Source organism: Lysobacterales bacterium (genome assembly GCA_016721845.1).
In the GTDB taxonomy this organism is placed as follows: Bacteria; Pseudomonadota; Gammaproteobacteria; order Xanthomonadales; family Ahniellaceae; genus JADKHK01.
On sequence record JADKHK010000008.1, the window covers coordinates 215,585 to 232,459 of the forward strand.

Here is a 16,875-nt window from a genome sequence, read left to right on the forward strand (position 1 = left end):
TGCCGGTCCCGCTCGTCAGGAGTTGTCCCATGCGTGTGTTCGCCCTCGGCGCGTTGGCGCTGGTTGCAGCCGGATCGGCCTTTGCCGAACCGCGCGGCTTCGATGTCAACGACCTCGTCAATCTCGATCGTGTTGCCGATCCGCGGATTTCGCCGGACGGTCGCCAGGTCGCCTTCCAGCTGCGCGAAACCGACTACGCGGCCAACAAGGGCCTGCAAAGCCTGTGGCTGGTGCCGGCGAATGCCTCGGCGCCGCCGCGACGCCTGACCGCAAAGGGCGTGACCTCGGTCGGTCCGCGCTGGTCGCGCGATGGCCAGTCGATCTATTTCCTGTCGCCGCGTTCCGGTTCGATGCAGGTCTGGAAACTGGCCCTGAACGGCGGCGAGGCGGCGCAGGTCACCGACTATCCGCTCGATGTCGGCACCTTCCAGCTGTCGCCGACCGGTGCGCAGATCGCGCTGACCTTCGAGGTCTACACCGATTGCGACACGCTGGACTGCAGCAAGAAGCGCCTCGATGAGGTCGCAGCGACCAAGGCCAGCGGCAAGGTCTTCGACAAGCTGTTCATCCGCCACTGGGACACCTGGAGTGATGGACGCCGCAGCCAGCTGTTCGTGGCCGATCTGGCGGCCGACGGCCGTGCCGAAGCAGCACCGGCCTGGGTCAGCAAGGGCATCGATGGCGACGTGCCGAGCAAACCCTTCGGTGACGAAACCGAATATGCGTTTGCGCCGGATGGCCAGAGCCTGGTGTTCTCGGCCCGCATCGCCGGCAAGACCGAGGCCTGGAGCACCAATTTCGACCTCTTCACGGTGCCTGCGGATGGCAGTCTGGCCCCGGCCAACCTGACCGCGGCCAACCCGGCCTGGGACAGCTATCCGCTGTTCTCGCGTGACGGCAAGACGCTGTACTACCTTGCGATGAGTCGTGCCGGCTTCGAAGCCGACCGCTTCCAGATCAAGGCGCGTGACATCGGCACCGGCGCCACTCGCGATATCGCGACCGATTGGGATCGCTCGCCCGGTCCGCTGCAGATATCCGCCGATGGCCGCACCCTGTACGCGACTGCGGACTCCGACGGCGAGCATCCGCTGTTCGCGATCGACGTGAAGTCGGGCAAGGCCACGGACCTGACCGGTGCCGGCAACATCGCCGCGTTCTCGGCCGGTCCGAATGGCGTCGTGTTCGCGCGCGATACGCTGACGTCGCCGGCGCACCTGTTCGCGCGCAATGCGAAGAATGCCGGCGAGACCCGACTGACGAATTTCAATGCCGACCGGTTGGCGGGTGTCAGCATGGGCGCCCCCGAATTCTTCGACTTCAAAGGCTGGAACGACGAGCGTGTCGAAGGCTACGTCGTGAAGCCGTGGAACTACGAAGCCGGCAAGAAGTATCCGATCGCCTTCCTCGTGCATGGCGGCCCTCAGGGCGCGTTCGGCAATGACTGGCATTACCGCTGGAATCCGCAGACCTATGCCGGCGCAGGCTTCGCCGTGATCGCGATCAACTTCCACGGTTCGACCGGCTACGGCCAGAAGTTCACCGACGCGATCTCCGGCGACTGGGGCGGCAAGCCGCTCGAGGACCTGAAGAAGGGCATGGCCGCGGCAGTCGCGAAGTACGACTGGTTGAACGGCGACAAGGCCTGCGCGCTCGGCGGTTCCTACGGCGGCTACATGATGAACTGGATCGCGGGCAACTGGAACGACGGCTTCGATTGCCTGGTGTCGCATGCCTCGATCTTCGACAACCGATTCATGAGCTACAGCACCGAAGAACTGTGGTTCGACGAATGGGAAATGCAAGGGTCGCATTTCGAGAGGCCGGAGAATTTCGAACGCCACAACCCGATCAACCACATCAAGGACTGGAAGACGCCGACCCTGGTCGTGCATGGTGCACTCGACTATCGCGTGCCGGTCGAGGAAGGCATTGCACTGTTCACTGCACTGCAGCGTCGCGGCATCGAGTCCAAGTTCCTGTTCTTCCCGGACGAGAACCACTGGGTGCTGAAGCCGCACAACTCGGTGCAGTGGCACAACGAAGTGAACGCCTGGCTGAAGGCGCACTTGCAGTAATCCTTACGCCGGATCGCTGGAACACGACGGGGCCGCGAGGCCCCGTTGTCGTTCTTGAGAATGGATGTTTCGACGCGTTGAAACATTCGGAGTCTAGGCCTACACTGGTCGCCACGAGAGACGTGAGGTTGGTCATGGGCGCCAAGGCGGAGTTGAAGATCCAGAACTGGGGCAACAACCTTGCGGTCCGCATTCCTGCGGCCCTGGCGAAGGCGGCGCGCGTGACCAGTGGGCAGGAAGTCACTGTCGAAGTGCTCGACGGCAATATCGTCGTGAAGCCGCAAGGACGGCCGCCACGCTTGACCTTGGCCCAGAAGCTGAAGGCTTTCGATCCGAAGCTTCACGGTGGAGAAGTGATGTCGGATGCACCGGTTGGCAGGGAATTCCGCTAATGGTTGCGCGCTGGGTGCCGGCGCGGGGAGACATCATCTGGATCGACTACGACCCGCAGGCCGGACGCGAGATGAGATCGAGGCATCCGATGTTGGTGCTTTCGCCGACATCCGTAAACGACCGCACCAGCATCGTCATCGGCCTGCCGATGAGCAGCCAGGACTACAACGCCACCAACCCGTTTGCGGTATGCATGGTCGGCAGCGACGGAAAAGCCGGATACATCCTCGTGAACCAACCCAAGTCGTTCGATTGGCGCATTCGCCGCGCCAAGGCGCATCCATGGAAACGCGCGCCGGATGATGTGTTCGATCTCGCCTGCGCCGAGTTGAACCAGATCATCGCGATTGGTGCGGGAGACTGATGTGCTGCGGACAAATCAACCCGTCCGCCGCTGCCGCACCGCCACCGCCAGGTCCTCCAGCAGCGTTTCGGTGTGTGCGAAGCCGATGCAGGCGTCGGTGATGGAGACGCCGTAGGCCAGTGGCTGGCCGGGCACGAGATCCTGACGACCTTCGTGCAGATGGCTTTCGATCATCACGCCGACGACGCGGCGATCGCCGCCCGCGAGCTGTGCGGCCACGTCGGCAGCGACCTCGATCTGGCGCGCGAACTGCTTGCTCGAATTGGCGTGCGAGCAATCGATCATGACGCGCTCGGCGAGGCCTGCGCCTCTCAGTTCCGCGCAGGCTGCGGCGACGTGCGTGGTGTCGTAGTTCGGCTGCTTGCCGCCGCGCAGGATGACGTGGCAATCGCGATTGCCTTCGGTGGCGACGATGGCCGAGTGGCCGCCCTTGGTCACCGAAAGGAAGTGGTGCGGCGCGGCTGCAGCCTTGATCGCATCCACGGCGATGCGAATGTTGCCGTCGGTGCCGTTCTTGAACCCGACCGGACACGACAGGCCCGACGCCAACTGGCGATGCGACTGGCTTTCGGTGGTGCGCGCACCGATCGCCCCCCAGCTGATCAGGTCGGCGATGTACTGCGGCGAGATCAGGTCCAGGTATTCGGTGGCGGCCGGCAATCCCATCTCGTTGATGTCGAGCAGCAGGCGACGCGCCTGGCGCAGGCCGGTGTTGATGTCGAAGCTGTCGTCGAGGTGCGGATCATTGATCCATCCCTTCCAGCCCACAGTCGTCCGCGGCTTCTCGAAGTACACGCGCATCACGATCTCGAGATCGGCCTCGAGCCGGGCGCGCAGTGTCGCGAGCCGTTCGGCGTATTCGAGTGCCGCCCGGGCGTCGTGGATGGAGCAGGGACCGACCACGACCAGCAGGCGATCGTCTTCACCCTGAAGAATGCGGTGGGCGGCGACTCGCGACGCGGACGTGGTTTCCGCAGCCCGCGCCGAGCAAGGAAATTCGCGCACCAGATGGGCCGGCGGCGACAATTCGCGGATCGCGCGGATGCGCAGGTCGTCGGTGGCCGGAGCGGTCGTCGTGCTGACCAGTTTCAGGGATGTCGTCATGGCGCTACTCCTCGGGATTCGGTTCCCGGCGGCCATGAAAAAACCGCCAGGTTCGCTGGCGGTTTTCGAAGGTTCGGATGCTGGTCTTATGCGCGCACCGGTCTGCCTTCCACCGCCCTGAGGCTCGGAAAGTAGGACCAATAAAAATAGGTTGCGGCGCGATGCATGGCTCGAACCTATCAGCAGGTTGCGCGAGCGTGCAAGTCGGGCCGACGCCGGTCTACAGCCACTTCGCCCGCTTCAGGATGACGTAGACGACGCCGATGACGGCGATCGTGGCGCCGGTGAAGAACCAGTAGCTGTGCTCGCCGCCGAGTTCGGGCATGTGCTTGAAGTTCATGCCGTACCAGCTGGTCATCAGGGTCGGGACGGCGAGCAGGCCGGCCCAGCCGGCGAGGCGCTTGACGACCTCGTTCTGGCCGACCGACACCATCGCCAGCGACACTGACATCGCCGCAGTGAGCATTTCCGCCATCGTGTCGCAGGCCTCCTTGACACGCACCGCGTGGTCGAAGACGTCGCGGAAATACAGGCGCACGTCGTCACGGATGATGGTCGGGTGGAAGCGCATCAGCTGGTTCAGAATGTCCTGCAGCGGCGCAACCGCCAGCCGCAGCGTGACCAGTTCCTTCTTCAGTTCGTACAGGCGCTCGATGGTTTCGCGCTTGTAGGTCGACTGGAAGATGTCGCTTTCCAGTTCTGCCAGCTCATCCTGGAACGAGCGCACGATCGGGAAGAAGTTGTCGACGATGTAGTCCATGACCGCGTACAGGCCGTAGCTCGGTCCGATCGCGAGCAGTTCCGGCTCCTTCTCGCAGCGCGCACGTGCCGGCGAATAACTCAGCGAGGCGCCATGGCGCACGGTCAGCAGGTAGCGCGGGCCGAGGAAAATGTGCGTCTCGCCGAACTCGATCTTGCCGCTGACGAACTGCGCGGTGTGCAGGACGATGAAGAGCGAGTCGCCATAGACCTCGATCTTCGGGCGCTGGTGCGCGTGGTGCGCGTCCTCGATGGCGAGGTCGTGCAGACAAAATTCTTCCTGAAGCTTTTCCAGCAGCGGCTCGTCCGGTTCGTGCAAGCCCACCCAGACGAACGTATCGGGTTGCTGCAGCACATCGCTGATCTGGTCCAGCGTGATGTCGGGCAGGCGCTTTCCGTCAGCGGCGTAAGCGACGCTGTTGATCACCATCGGTGGCTTGCTCGGCGTAATTTCGACCGACAGATTCATGGGCGTGCTCCGGGGACGCGCGATCATGCCCGCGCCATCGCGGGCAAGGCAACGTCAATCCGTGGTCGGGGCGAACCAGAAGCGCCAGGCGAGCACGAGTTGCAGCGGCAGGATCAAGGCGAACCAGTGCGCGTTGGCCTGTTGCGTGCCGGGCAGGGTCAGCCACGCCAGTCCGAGCAGGGCGATCGACACCGTCAGGATGGCTGCAAGGCGTGCCATGCGTCCAGGCAATGCTTCCGGACGACGCCAGCGCCACAGCGGCCACGCCAACAACAGGGACAGCGGATTGAACAGCACCAGGTTGAGGTTGGCGTAGGCGATGGCGTGGTCGGTGAAGGCCCAGAGTCCGGCCAGCACGATGCCGCCGAGGCCAAGCACGACGGTGACGAGTGACAACAGCAACACGCCGCCGCTGCGCGCCGCGCCGGCTTTGGCGCGCAGGCTCAGCACGGCGAGCACGGCGATCGACAGGCCTGCGAATGCGAACGGCCAGAGCCAGCGCGGCTGCGCCGGCACCTGATCGTCGAGGCGACCGTCGTAGGCGGTCCATTCGCGTGTCACCAGTGGTCGAGCGATGCCCTGGGCGTCGGTCACGCGCATGTCGCGCAGCAGTTCGCGCAAGCGCAGGGGCAGGAACATCTCGTCCCAGAAGCTGAGCTTGCGGTCCGCCGCCGGGCCGAGGCCGAGGTCGATGCCGATGGCGAGCCAGGGCTCCGGACGCGCGTAGGCCATCGCCAGGCTGCGGTCGGTTTCGCCGCGCGCGCGCGCGCTCATGGTTTCCTTGAGTCGACCCTCGAGCACGGCGTCGAGCACATCGCGGACGCGCGTCGAGCAGTTCTGCGCGAAATAGTCATAGCGGTATTCGGCATGCTCCGGCAGCGCGTTCTGACCCAGCATCTCGGCGACGGCATAGCGCTGTTCCGGCGAGAGGTTCAGTTCCTGGATCCAGACGCTGCGACCCTCGGACGCGTAATTTGCGAGATCGTCGTCGGGGGTGAAGGCGGCGAGTCGGTAGATCATCCGGCCGCGCACGAAATTCAGCAGGAAATTCTTCTGCTCGAAGTCGAAGATGCCGAAGTTGTACAGGCGCGCGTCGCCGGTCACGGTGTTCTCGACCAGCAGGGCGTTGTGGCCGAAGCGCTGCCAGTACACCGCGCCTGGCGCAGCGGTGACGAGGGCGATGCGAAAGGCCGAGCCGCTGTCCGGGTCGATGGCTTGACCGCGAACTGCAGGGGTGCCCAGGCCGATCAGCAGGGCCAGCAGCAGGCCGCGGACCAGGTTCACGCGCCGTCCGCGATGACGACGAACTGGTGCACGCGGCGGGCGTCGGCCTTGGCGACCTGGAAGCGGAATCGACCGAGCGCGATGTCCTCGCCGGCTTCCGGCAGATGGCCGAATCGAGCTGTGACAAGGCCGCCGATGGTGTCGTACTCGTCGTCGGAAAAGTCGCTGCCGAAGGCGCTGTTGAAGTCGGCGATCGGGGTCAGCGCACTGACGTTGTGGCGGCCGTCCGGAAGCAGACGGATGGCTGCGTCGGGATTGCTCTCGTCGTCATGCTCGTCGTCGATGTCGCCGACGATTTCCTCGAGCACGTCCTCGATGGTCACGAGCCCGGCGACGCCGCCGTACTCGTCCACCACGACCGCGAGATGGTGCCGCGACGAGCGGAATTCGCGCAGCAGCACGTTCAATCGCTTCGATTCCGGAATCAGGCGCACCGGGCGGATCAGGCTGCGGATGTCGCAAGGACGCTCGGGCTGGGCCAGACAGCGCAGCAAGTCCTTGGCGAGCAGGGTGCCGATGATCTCGTCGCGGTCCTCGCCGGTGACCGGGAAGCGCGAATGGCCCGATTCGAGCACGATCGCGAGCAGGTCCGCGAGCGTGCCGTCGACCGGCACCGACACCATTTGTGCGCGCGGCACCATGACGTCGGACACCTGCTTCTCGGTGACGCCGATGGCGCCCTCGATCATGGTCAGCGTTTCGGCGCTGAGCAGTCCGTTGTCCTTGGCATTGCGCAGTTCTTCGAGGAGTTCCTCGCGATTGCGCGGCTCGCCGGAGAGCATTTGCCCCAACCGGTCGAGCCAGGAGCGCGCCTGGGGCGCGCTGCTACTGGGCGGTTCGTCGTTCATTCCCGAGCGATCGTTCGCCCTGATGGCGGGCGGGGCGGCAGTGTAGCGACATTTCCGCCGGGCCCGCGCTCGAAACGCGTCAACCGCCGCGGCACGACCGCGTTATGCTCGAACACGCGATTCCGCGTGAGGAGGCAAGTCCATGAAGAAGCTGATATTTGTTCTGGCCCTGGTGCTGATATCGACGGTTGCGGTTGCGGATACCCCGGTGGTCGACGCGCGCCAGGAGAATCAGGACGAGCGCATCGATCAGGGCGTCGCCTCGGGCGAACTGACGAAGCGCGAGGAACATCGTCTCGACGCCCAGCAGGAGCGCATCGACAACAAGGAAGAGCGCTTCAAGTCCGACGGTGTCGTGACCAAGGGCGAGCGTGCACGCCTGAAGCGTTCGGAAAATCGTGCCAGCCACAACATCGCCAAGCAGAAGCACGACCGCCAGGATCACGACTGATCGCGTCGGCGCTCAGTCCTCGCCCTCGTCGTCGACGACGATGCGGGCCGGGTCGCCAAGTTCGAGCGAGCGCAGCATCACCGAGGCCTGGGTGCGGTTGCGCACGCCGAGCTTCTGAAAGATGAGTGAAAGATGCGCCTTGATCGTGCGCTCCTGGATGCCGAGCCGGTCGGCGATCTGCTTGTTGAGCTGGCCGCTGGCGACCAGATTGAGCACCCGGAACTGCTGCGGCGTGAGCGATGCGAGGCGCGCCGCGATCTGCTGGTCTTCGCGGCTGGTGGCGCTGGTGCCGATGGCGTTGCGCAGTTGCGCAGGCACGTATTCCTCGCAGTTCAGCACGGCCCGCAGGGCCACCGCGAGTTCGTCCAGCGATGCCCCTTTTGGAATGTAGCCGGCGGCACCGAAGGCGAGTGCGCGCCGGATCACCGCCGGGTCTTCGTTCGCCGAAATCATCACCACCGCAACCGCAGGATGTTCCGCACGCAGTTCCGCCAGCGCCATCAGGCCGTGGCTGTCCGGCAAATGCAGGTCGAGCAGGACCAGGTCGACGTCATGGCGCGCATCGAGTTGTGCGCGTGCGGCGGCCAGCGAATCGGCTTCGATCAGCGCCGCGTCGGGCGCGATCGCGCGCAGCGCCTGCGTCAGCGCGAGCCGGAACAGCGGGTGATCGTCGGCGATCAGGATCTGCGTCATGAACGCTCGGGTGTCACGCGGCGGTCCAGCCGCCGTCGACCGGAATGGCCGCACCATTGAGGTTATGCGCTTCACGGCGGCAGAGCCAGAGCGCCAACGCGCCGATTTCGTCGGGCAGGGTCATGCGCAGACTTGGTTGTTTTTCTCCGAGCAGATCGCGGATGCCGGCGTCGCGGTCGCCCCCGTGCTGTGCGGCGCGGGCCGCGATCTGCGGCTCGATCAACGCGGTTTCGACGAATCCCGGACAGATGCAGTTGATGGTGATGCCGCCGCTGGCGCGATCTCCCTGCGCGGCGTATTCGAGCGCGGCGACCTTCGACAGGCCGATCACGCCGTGTTTCGCCGCGACGTATGGCGCCTTCTGCACCGACGCGACCAGACCGTGCACCGACGCGATGTTGACGACGCGGCCGAAGCCGCGTTCGGCCATGCCGGGCAAGGCCAGACGCAGGGTGTGGAACACCGCGCTCAAGTTGATCGCGAGGATGCGGTCCCATTGTGCCGGCGGCATGTTCGCGACGGGCGCGGTGTGCTGGATGCCGGCATTGTTGACGAGGATGTCGAGCGGCCCGGCCGCTTGCATCAGTGCCTCGATCGCAGCCGGATCGGCCAGGTCGCCGGGCAGGAACTGCGCACGTGCGGCGCCGGCGTCGCGCACGGCCCGTTCGGCTTGCGCAATCTCTTCGGCGCTGCCGAGTCCGTGCACGATGACCGCCGCGCCGGCGGCGCCCAAGGCCGTCGCAATGGCCAGCCCGATGCCCGAAGTGGAGCCGGTGACAAGGGCCGTGCGGCCGGCGAGGAAGCGGTCGGTCATGGCGGAATCTGCACGCAGGAAGTGGCCGACAGGCTAGCAGTGGCGCGATGCGCGGGCGCTTGGACCTAGGTCCAGTGGCGCGTCGCGTCGTCGCTGCTAGCGTAAGCTCAGGAGAACACCATGCGCCCGATCATTCTGCTGATTGCTTCGCTTCCACTGGCCGCCTGCATGAGCACCCGCACGACGACGCCCGAACCCGAGACGAGCGACGCGTTCAGCGCGCAGCGCGTGAGCACGCATCGCGACGGTGATGACTTGCTCACCGGCGGGCTCGGTCGCGACGCGCTGTTGAATCCGGTCGCGCCGGCCGTGGCCGATGCCGCACATCCGACCGCCGCCGAATTGCGGCGCCGCGCGTTGCATGCGAACTGGCGCGGCATCGCCGATCTGTACGGCACGGTCAAGGCCATTCCGGCGGTGCCGGGCCGCGAATTCCACGCCTACGCGACCCTGCCTGGCGCGAAGCAGCCGCACCGTCTGTTGGTGCAGATTCCGGACGGCTTCGATGCCGCCAAACGCTGCCTGATCGTCACTGCCTCATCCGGATCGCGCGGGGTCTATGGCGCGATCGGTTCGGTGTCCGCTTACGGACTGCCCCGCGGCTGTGCGGTCGCGCATACCGACAAGGGCACCGGCACCGGTTTCTTCGACGTCGCCAGCGGCGAAGGTGCGCAGGCCGATGGCACGCGCGCGGCGCGCGGTGCGGCGCTCGAATTCGACCCGGGCACGGTGGCGCAGGCGGGTGACACGCGCATCGCGATCAAGCACGCGCATTCCGGTGACAATCCCGAGGCGGACTGGGGTCGGCATGTGCTGCAAGCGGCGCGCTTCGGCCTGCGCTCGCTCGACGAGGCCTTTCCGCAACAGGCGCCGTTCACGGCGGCGAATACGCGCATCATCGCTTTCGGGTTGTCGAACGGCGGTGGCGCCGTGTTGCGTGCCGGCGAACAGGATGCCGATGGTCTGCTCGATGGCGTGGTTGCGGCCGCACCGAACGTCAGCCTGGACGACACTCGGCATCTGTTCGACCTCAGCATCGAGGCGGCGTTGTACCAGCCCTGTGCCCTGCTGGCCTTGCCGAATGCGCCGATCTTCCTGCCCGAAGCGGCGCATCACGCCGTTGCGGCCGCGCGCTGCGCCAGTCTGCGCGCAGTCGGCTGGATCGAAGGCGATACCGTCGAATCCCAGGCCGCGTCGGCGCTCGCGAAGTTGCGTGCGAGCGGCTGGCGGGACGAGACCCGCATCTTGCCGGTCTGCAGACCGGTTTCGACCTCTGGCGTGCGGTCGCCGCACTGTATGCGCAATCGTATGCGCGGGCGACGCCGGATGCGCCCGTCTGCGGTTACAGCTTTGCGCAGCGCGATGCGATGGGGCCGCCGCGTGCGGCCACGGCTGCCGAACGTGCGCTGTGGTGGTCGGATGCCTCGGGCATCGCGCCGACGGCCGGCGTCGGTCTGGTCGATGGACTCGCGACGGCAGTGCCGGATGCATCCTGGGCCGGATTGACGTGCCTGCGTGCGCTGCTCGAGGACGACGATGCGGTCGCGCAGCAGGTGCGCGCATCGATCGCAGCGACGCGCGCGACGGCGCGCACATCGGTGCCGACCGTGATCGTGCATGGCGACCACGACAGCATCATCCCGCTCGAATTCAGCTCGCGGCCGTACCTCGCCGCGGCGCGCGCGAACGGCGCCCGCATCGCCTTGTGGGAAGTCGCGAACGCACAGCATTTCGACGCCTTCGTCGCACTGCCCAAGCTCGCCGGCATGACGCCGCTACTGCCGCAGGCTTATGCAGCCATGGACGCGTTGATCGCACATCTCGATGGTGGCGCGATGCCGGTGGATCGCACCGCATCGCGCTGACACGACCTCATTCGAAGCTGTTCTGGAAGATGCCGGTACCGACCACGCTGACGCTGGCGGCGGTCGCGTTGCTGGCGCGAAATCCCGCGACGCCCGGATAACTGGCGTTGACCGTGCGCGTGCCCAACGTGCCGGCGGTGATCGAGCAACTGCCGTCGCCGACCGTATTGAGCGTGGCCACGCAACTGCCGCCGCCGAGTTCCTGCACGTTGACGGTTCCGCGACCCAGCGGCGTGGCGGCGACGCCGATGCGGCGGCTGCGCACGGTCACGCTGTAGGTCTGGCCGGGCATGACCTGCGGCGGCGAGATCGACTGGATCGAGGTGCTGGTGTCGGCGGTGCTGAAGACGAGATGCACGGCACCCTTGATGGTCGCGCTGCCATCCTTGCGGTTGGGAATGCCGACCGCGAGATCATCGACGTTGTCGTTGTTGAAGTCGCCGCTGGCGAGCGTCGCGCCATACCGATCACCGCTGCGGCTGCGACCGGACGAATCGAGATTGACGACTGTGCGGGTGCCGAGCACGATGCCGGCGGCTGATCCACTGGCGACGATCACGCTGCCGACGTTGACGCCGCCGTTCACCAGGTCTTCGCCTGCCACGCCGATCGCGAGGTCGTCGAAGCCGTCGCGGTTGAAATCGCCCGCGGCGAGTCCGCCGCCGAACTCGTCGCCTTCTTCTTGCAGTAATCCGCTGAAATCGTTCTCGTCGATGGTGTCGCTGCTGGCGGTATTCGCGGCCAGACCGCCCGGGTGGCCGTAGAGCACGGTCACGGTGCCGGCATTGAACAAGTCGCCCACGTCTTCAGAGATCGCGCCGACGGCGAGATCGTCGAGACCGTCGTTGTTGAAGTCGCCGACGGCCATCTGTTCGCCGAATTGGTCGTTGAGTTCGACGGCACCGGCAATGCCGGCGACATCCTGATGCAGGACCTCGTAGCGGAAGTTTGCCGCGGACGCCGCCCCATAGTTCACGAACAGCGCGCCCTCGTTGCGGATGCAGTCGGGGCCGCTGTTGAAGAAGCAGCCATCGACGGCCTGGGTGTACGCGACCAGGTCGCCGAAGCCGTCGCCATCGAAGTCGCCGGCGGCGAGGACGTCGCCGAACCGTCCGACGTAGCGGTCGGACTCGCCGGGCAGGTCGCTGCGCTCGAAGAACGAGGCCACGCCGTCGAGTATGCCGCTGGCATTGCGGCGCACGCTGACGCCGCCCGAATTGGTGGCAAGCGCGTCGTGGTCATGGCCGGTGGCGGAAATGGCAAGGAACGGGCGCGTGCTCGCCGTGGTCATGCGCGGTACGGCCGCGACGGCGATGCCTTTCGCGTGGTCGGCGACCGTGCCGTTCGGTGCGGTGCCGGTGCCGGGCAGCGTCAGGTCGATGTTGCTGGCGGCCAGCCCGCCGGTCTCTCCCAGCAGCAGGGCGACCATGCCGGCATTGGTCGCGCTGTCGATGTCCTCGAGCGGCACACCGATGGCCAGGTCGGTGCAGAGATCGCCATCGAAGTCCGCGGCGGTGAGGCTGGACCCGAAACGATCGTCGGCCTCGGCCACGCCGTCAATGTTGCCGAGGTCCTGATGCAGCAGACGGCCGGCACTGGCGACACCGGTCATCGGCTCCCCGAAAAGCATCGAGACCGATCCGGCCCCGGCAATGCCCGTGATCGTGGAGAGCGGCGAACCGACGGCGAGATCCGATTCACCGTCGCAATTGAAATCGCCGGCCGCGAGCGGACCCGCGCTGGTTTGGCCCGTCGGTGCCGGCAGTTGTGCTGATCCGAGCAGCAGCAGTTGGTCGCGTTCGACCGCCAGGCCGACGGCGAAGGCGCCAGTCGCTTGCGTCAGGCAGGCCAATGCCGTAGCGAGGGCGGTGATTCGGGTTGGGCGTGGCGACGACATGGCAGTGCTCCGGGACGAGTTGTCTCCGGTAACCCGGAACGCTGCCCGCATCCGCCAATCCGGCCGGTTCGACTTGAAAGTGCGCGCCATGGACCCATACTGCGCGACCGACACTGTTTTCAGCCGATGGTTCTGCCATGCCGATCTACGAATACGTCTGCGCCACCTGCGGTCTGAAAAGCGATCACCTGATGCGCTTGTCCGATCCGGACCCGACCGAATGCCCTGATTGCGGTCCGGCGACGCTGACGCGCGCGGTGTCGGCACCGTCGTTCCGCCTGTCCGGCTCGGGCTGGTACGAAACCGACTTCAAGAAGGACGGCGACAAGAAGCGGAATCTCAGCGAAGGCAGCGGTAGCGGCGACAGCAAACCGGCCGAGCCAGCTCCCGCAGCGGCCGCGAGCACGCCGCCGGCCGCTGCCGCCAGCGCGGATTGATTCGTTCGAGATCGCGGTAGAAACGCCTTCGGGCGCACCTATTCGAAGCTGTTCGAACAACGTCGCCGATACCGGAACGCTGGCCGATCCCGTCGCTTCGCAGCCCATGGCAGTGGTCACGAGCACGTCGAGCGTCGTCGTGCCTGGCACGCCGGCGATGAACTCGACGCCGGCCGTATTGGCGGGACCGGCGAAACTGCCGTTGTCGATGAGCCATGCATAACCGGCACCGACGCCGGCGTTCGCCACTGATGCCGTCGCGCTGCTCCCGGTGCTGACGATCGTCGGGGCGCTGATCGTCGCATTCGGCGCCGGATCTACGGTCACGTTCGTGGACGTGGATGTTGCGCTGGCACAGCCATTCATCTGCGAGACGACGCTGTAGGCGCCGTTTTGCGACGCCACGTAGCTCTGACTGGTCGCGGCGCCGATCGGGTTGCCGTTGAGGTACCACTGGTTGCCCGACGGATTGCTGGACGTCAGCGTGACGTTGCCCCCGCTGCAGAACGTGGTGGGTCCGCCAGGCGTGACCGTCGGCGTCGGTGGCGGTGCATTGACCGTCACGGCGACGGGTGCGGAAGGTCCACTGTCACATTGTCCGTTGCCCGCAATCACGGTGTAGTTGCCGGCCGCGGTGGCGACGAAGGTCGGCTGGGTTTCTCCGCCAAGCGGATTGGCATTGATGTACCACTGGTTGCCACTGCCGCTGCTGGACGTCAGCGTGACGCTGCCGCCAAGGCAAAACGTGGTCGGACCGCTGGGGGTGATCGTCGGTGCTGCGGGGATGACGATCGGCACGTTGAGGTTGCCGCAGATCGAATTGCCGCCCGGATCGGTCATGAACACGCTCAGGCCGACATTGCCGCTGTTGCCGGCGGTGTAGGTGATGGTCTGCATGCTCGACGCGCTGGTGATCGAGCCATTGGTGATCGACCAGGCGTAGCTCGACACGCCGGCCTGGGCGGTCGCGGCGTTGCCGGTCGAATTCGGGCAGACCTGCGCCGGGGTTGTCGAGATCGGCGCATTGCACCCGGCCTTGGCGAAGCCGGCTTCGCCGCCCGTGCGATGGTCCGTCGTTGCAGTCACCGGCTCGAGCAAGGCCAGCGTCAGCACCGAGCACGCGACGACCCGTCGCAGTGCGCCCGAGGGCATGGCCGGCCTTGATTCGAACGAATGCGATCGCAGCACGGTCGGCTCCTCGGGATGCGCACGAGCATGGCACGAGCGCGCGACCGAGTGCCCGGGTCTGCGGGAAACGGGCGCGTTGCCGCATGGGCTGCAGCACGCCTCAACGCATTGGTTTGCAAGCACCGTCAAGCCTCCGTAGCATGCGCGGTCCTGTCCAACCCTTGCGCGGCCTTCCCCGGCCGGCTCCGGAGCTTCCATGCGTACCCATCTCTGCGGCCTCGTCGACGAGACCCTGATCGGCCAGACCGTCACCCTGTGCGGCTGGGCCGATGTCGCCCGCAACATGGGCCACTTCGTCTTCATCGACCTGCGCGACCACGAAGGCATCGTCCAGGTCACGGTCGAACCGGACAACGCGACGCGTTCAGGCCGCGGAAGGGTGGGCTACGAGTTCTGCCTGCCGATCACCGGCAGCGTGCGCGCCCGCCGCCATCGCAGGCCAACGACCAGCTCCGCACCGGCAAGATCGAAGTCGTCGCGACAAGGTCGAAGTGCTCAACAAGGCCGCGCCGCTGCCGTTCCAGCCGACGAGACGCCGGGCGAGGAAACGCGCCTGAAATACCGCTACCTCGACCTCCGCCGCCCGGCGATGCAGCGCAAGATGCGCCTGCGCACCCGCCTGGTCCGGCGCTCCGCCGTTACCTCGATGCCCGCGGCTTCCAGGACATCGAAACCCCGATCCTGACCAAGGCCACGCCGGAAGGCGCGCGCGACTACCTGGTGCCGAGCCGCGTGCATCCGGGCGAGTTCTACGCGCTGCCGCAGTCGCCGCAGCTGTTCAAGCAGATCCTGATGATGGCGGGCTTCGACCGCTACTACCAGATCGCGCGCTGCTTCCGCGACGAGGCGCTGCGCGCCGACCGCCAGCTCGAGTTCACCCAGCTCGACATGGAGTTCGCCTTGGTCGAAGAGCAGGACGTGCAGGACATGGTCGAAGGCATGATCCGCCACATCTTCCAGGAAGTGATGGGCGTCGAACTGGCCAGCAGTTCCCGCGCATGACCTGGGCCGAGGCGATGCGCCGCTACGGTTCGGACAAGCCGGACCTGCGCATCGACCTGGAGCTGGTGGACATCGCCGACACTGGCGAAGACTTCGAGTTCAAGGTGTTCACCGGTCCCGCCAATGATCCGCGGCCGCGTCGCCGCGCTGCGCATCCCGAGCGGCGCCGCGCTGTCGCGCAAGCAGATCGACGACCTCGGCGCACACGCACCAAGTACGGCGCCAAGGGCTGGCCTAGATCAAGATCGACGATCTGCGAAGGCCGCGAAGGCTCACCTCGCCGATCGCGAAGTTCTTCGACGATGCCGCGTTCGCGGCTCTTCAAGGCCGTGGGCGCCGGCAATGGCGACATCGTGTTCTTCGGCGCCGGCGCGTACGGCAAGGTCAGCGACTTCATGGGCGCGGTGCGGCTGAAGGCCGGCAAGGACTTCAACCTGGTGCAGGACGCGTGGGCGCCGCTGTGGGTCACCGACTTCCCGATGTTCGAATGGGACGCCGAGGCGCAGCGCTACGTCGCCCTGCATCATCCCTTCACCGCGCCCGCGGTCGACGACATCGCCGACCTGCGCGCGAACGCGAAGACCGCGGTGTCGCGCGGCTACGACATGGTGCTCAACGGCAACGAGATCGGCGGCGGTTCGATCCGTATCCACAATTCGCAGATGCAGAGCGCGGTGTTCGAACTGCTCGGCATCGGCGCGGAGGAAGCGCAAGGCGAAGTTCGGCTTCCTGCTCGACGCGCTGAAGTACGGCGCGCCGCCGCACGGCGGCATCGCCTTCGGCATCGACCGCATCGCCGCGCTGATGGCCGGCACCGAGTCGATCCGCGACGTGATCGCCTTCCCGAAGACGACCACCGCGCAATGCCTGATGACCTCGGCCCCCTCCGTCGTCGCCGAGAACCAGCTCCAGGAACTGCATGTGCGCGTGGTGAAGCCGGAGAAGAAGTAATCCTCGCTGCGGACCTGCTGCTTACGAACCCATTCGTAGGCAGCAGGCGAGCATCAGCACGAAGCCGATGAATGCGAGTGCGAGCACTACGGGGATAGTCCACAGCCAGCGCCAAGCACGGTCGCGCACGCCGATCACCACCGCGGCAATGATTGCGAGCAAGCCAGCGAACCAGCCCGCCCAGATCAGCGCCGGCTGCCAAACCGTGTGATGGATATCCACGAGATACACGCTCAGCGCGACGACGGCGACGCTAGCCGTTTGCAGGCCCAACAACG

Annotated in this window: 17 protein-coding genes and 1 pseudogene; 10 read left to right on the forward strand and 8 right to left on the reverse strand. The window is 66.2% G+C overall.

Annotated features, from left to right (window positions below):
- The first annotated feature begins 29 nt into the window (after window positions 1-29).
- The 3 genes from IPP28_06470 to IPP28_06480 all read left to right on the forward strand — a co-directional run bounded on the left by IPP28_06470 (window position 30) and on the right by IPP28_06480 (window position 2,835).
- Entirely contained in the window at window positions 30-2,078 is a 2,049-nt protein-coding gene (locus IPP28_06470; protein ID MBL0040685.1) for a S9 family peptidase, read from the forward strand.
- Between the two features lie 134 nt (window positions 2,079-2,212).
- A complete protein-coding gene (locus IPP28_06475) occupies window positions 2,213-2,470 on the forward strand; it encodes an AbrB/MazE/SpoVT family DNA-binding domain-containing protein (protein ID MBL0040686.1) in 258 nt (85 codons plus the stop codon).
- Window positions 2,470-2,835, forward strand: a complete 366-nt coding sequence (locus IPP28_06480) for a type II toxin-antitoxin system PemK/MazF family toxin (GenBank protein ID MBL0040687.1) — start codon at window positions 2,470-2,472, stop codon at window positions 2,833-2,835. Before IPP28_06475 ends, IPP28_06480 begins: the two co-directional genes overlap by 1 nt.
- Before the next feature lie 15 nt (window positions 2,836-2,850).
- Here IPP28_06480 and aroG read toward each other — a convergent pair whose 3' ends face one another.
- The 4 genes from aroG to IPP28_06500 all read right to left on the reverse strand — a co-directional run bounded on the left by aroG (window position 2,851) and on the right by IPP28_06500 (window position 7,299).
- Window positions 2,851-3,939, reverse strand: coding sequence for a 3-deoxy-7-phosphoheptulonate synthase AroG (aroG, locus tag IPP28_06485; GenBank protein ID MBL0040688.1), 1,089 nt, complete (start codon window positions 3,937-3,939; stop codon window positions 2,851-2,853).
- Between the two features lie 220 nt (window positions 3,940-4,159).
- Entirely contained in the window at window positions 4,160-5,128 is a 969-nt protein-coding gene (gene corA, locus IPP28_06490; protein MBL0040689.1) for a magnesium/cobalt transporter CorA, read from the reverse strand.
- A 93-nt stretch (window positions 5,129-5,221) separates the two neighbouring features.
- Complete coding sequence (locus IPP28_06495) at window positions 5,222-6,451, reverse strand: DUF4105 domain-containing protein (protein ID MBL0040690.1); 1,230 nt, start codon at window positions 6,449-6,451, stop codon at window positions 5,222-5,224.
- A complete protein-coding gene (locus IPP28_06500) occupies window positions 6,448-7,299 on the reverse strand; it encodes a CBS domain-containing protein (protein ID MBL0040691.1) in 852 nt (283 codons plus the stop codon). The genes IPP28_06495 and IPP28_06500 overlap by 4 nt, the downstream gene beginning before the upstream one ends.
- 142 nt (window positions 7,300-7,441) lie before the next feature.
- On the opposite strand from IPP28_06500, the gene IPP28_06505 reads away from it, so the two are divergent.
- Window positions 7,442-7,750, forward strand: coding sequence for a hypothetical protein (locus IPP28_06505; GenBank protein MBL0040692.1), 309 nt, complete (start codon window positions 7,442-7,444; stop codon window positions 7,748-7,750).
- Window positions 7,751-7,762: 12 nt separating this feature from the next.
- Here IPP28_06505 and IPP28_06510 read toward each other — a convergent pair whose 3' ends face one another.
- Together IPP28_06510 and IPP28_06515 are read right to left on the reverse strand one after the other, a co-directional pair.
- The gene (locus IPP28_06510; protein ID MBL0040693.1) at window positions 7,763-8,443 is read right to left on the reverse strand and encodes a response regulator transcription factor; all 681 of its coding nucleotides are present in this window, start codon (window positions 8,441-8,443) and stop codon (window positions 7,763-7,765) included.
- A 13-nt stretch (window positions 8,444-8,456) separates the two neighbouring features.
- Window positions 8,457-9,257, reverse strand: a complete 801-nt coding sequence (locus tag IPP28_06515) for a 3-hydroxybutyrate dehydrogenase (GenBank protein ID MBL0040694.1) — start codon at window positions 9,255-9,257, stop codon at window positions 8,457-8,459.
- A gap of 120 nt (window positions 9,258-9,377) precedes the next feature.
- Here IPP28_06515 and IPP28_06520 point away from each other — a divergent pair, with 120 nt between their 5' ends.
- Window positions 9,378-10,763, forward strand: coding sequence for a hypothetical protein (locus IPP28_06520; protein MBL0040695.1), 1,386 nt, complete (start codon window positions 9,378-9,380; stop codon window positions 10,761-10,763).
- Window positions 10,736-11,122 (forward strand): hypothetical protein, encoded by a 387-nt coding sequence (locus IPP28_06525; protein ID MBL0040696.1) that lies wholly within the window; start codon window positions 10,736-10,738, stop codon window positions 11,120-11,122. The genes IPP28_06520 and IPP28_06525 overlap by 28 nt, the downstream gene beginning before the upstream one ends.
- Before the next feature lie 7 nt (window positions 11,123-11,129).
- On the opposite strand, the gene IPP28_06530 is transcribed toward IPP28_06525, so the two are convergent.
- Window positions 11,130-13,019 carry an FG-GAP repeat protein gene (locus IPP28_06530; protein ID MBL0040697.1) on the reverse strand — a complete coding sequence of 630 codons (1,890 nt, stop codon included), beginning with the start codon at window positions 13,017-13,019 and terminating at the stop codon, window positions 11,130-11,132.
- Between the two features lie 137 nt (window positions 13,020-13,156).
- On the opposite strand from IPP28_06530, the gene IPP28_06535 reads away from it, so the two are divergent.
- From IPP28_06535 to aspS, 4 genes and pseudogenes are all read left to right on the forward strand, one after another.
- Window positions 13,157-13,456: a zinc ribbon domain-containing protein gene (locus tag IPP28_06535; protein MBL0040698.1), complete on the forward strand. Its 300-nt coding sequence runs from the start codon at window positions 13,157-13,159 to the stop codon at window positions 13,454-13,456.
- A gap of 484 nt (window positions 13,457-13,940) precedes the next feature.
- Window positions 13,941-14,078, forward strand: coding sequence for a hypothetical protein (locus IPP28_06540; protein MBL0040699.1), 138 nt, complete (start codon window positions 13,941-13,943; stop codon window positions 14,076-14,078).
- A 12-nt stretch (window positions 14,079-14,090) separates the two neighbouring features.
- Window positions 14,091-14,339 (forward strand): hypothetical protein, encoded by a 249-nt coding sequence (locus IPP28_06545; protein MBL0040700.1) that lies wholly within the window; start codon window positions 14,091-14,093, stop codon window positions 14,337-14,339.
- Window positions 14,340-14,840: 501 nt separating this feature from the next.
- Window positions 14,841-16,597 (forward strand): annotated as a pseudogene (gene aspS / locus IPP28_06550) (aspartate--tRNA ligase).
- A gap of 21 nt (window positions 16,598-16,618) precedes the next feature.
- On the opposite strand, the gene IPP28_06555 reads toward aspS, so the two are convergent.
- Window positions 16,619-16,875 (reverse strand): hypothetical protein (locus IPP28_06555; protein ID MBL0040701.1); only part of this gene is annotated, 257 nt, incomplete at its 5' end.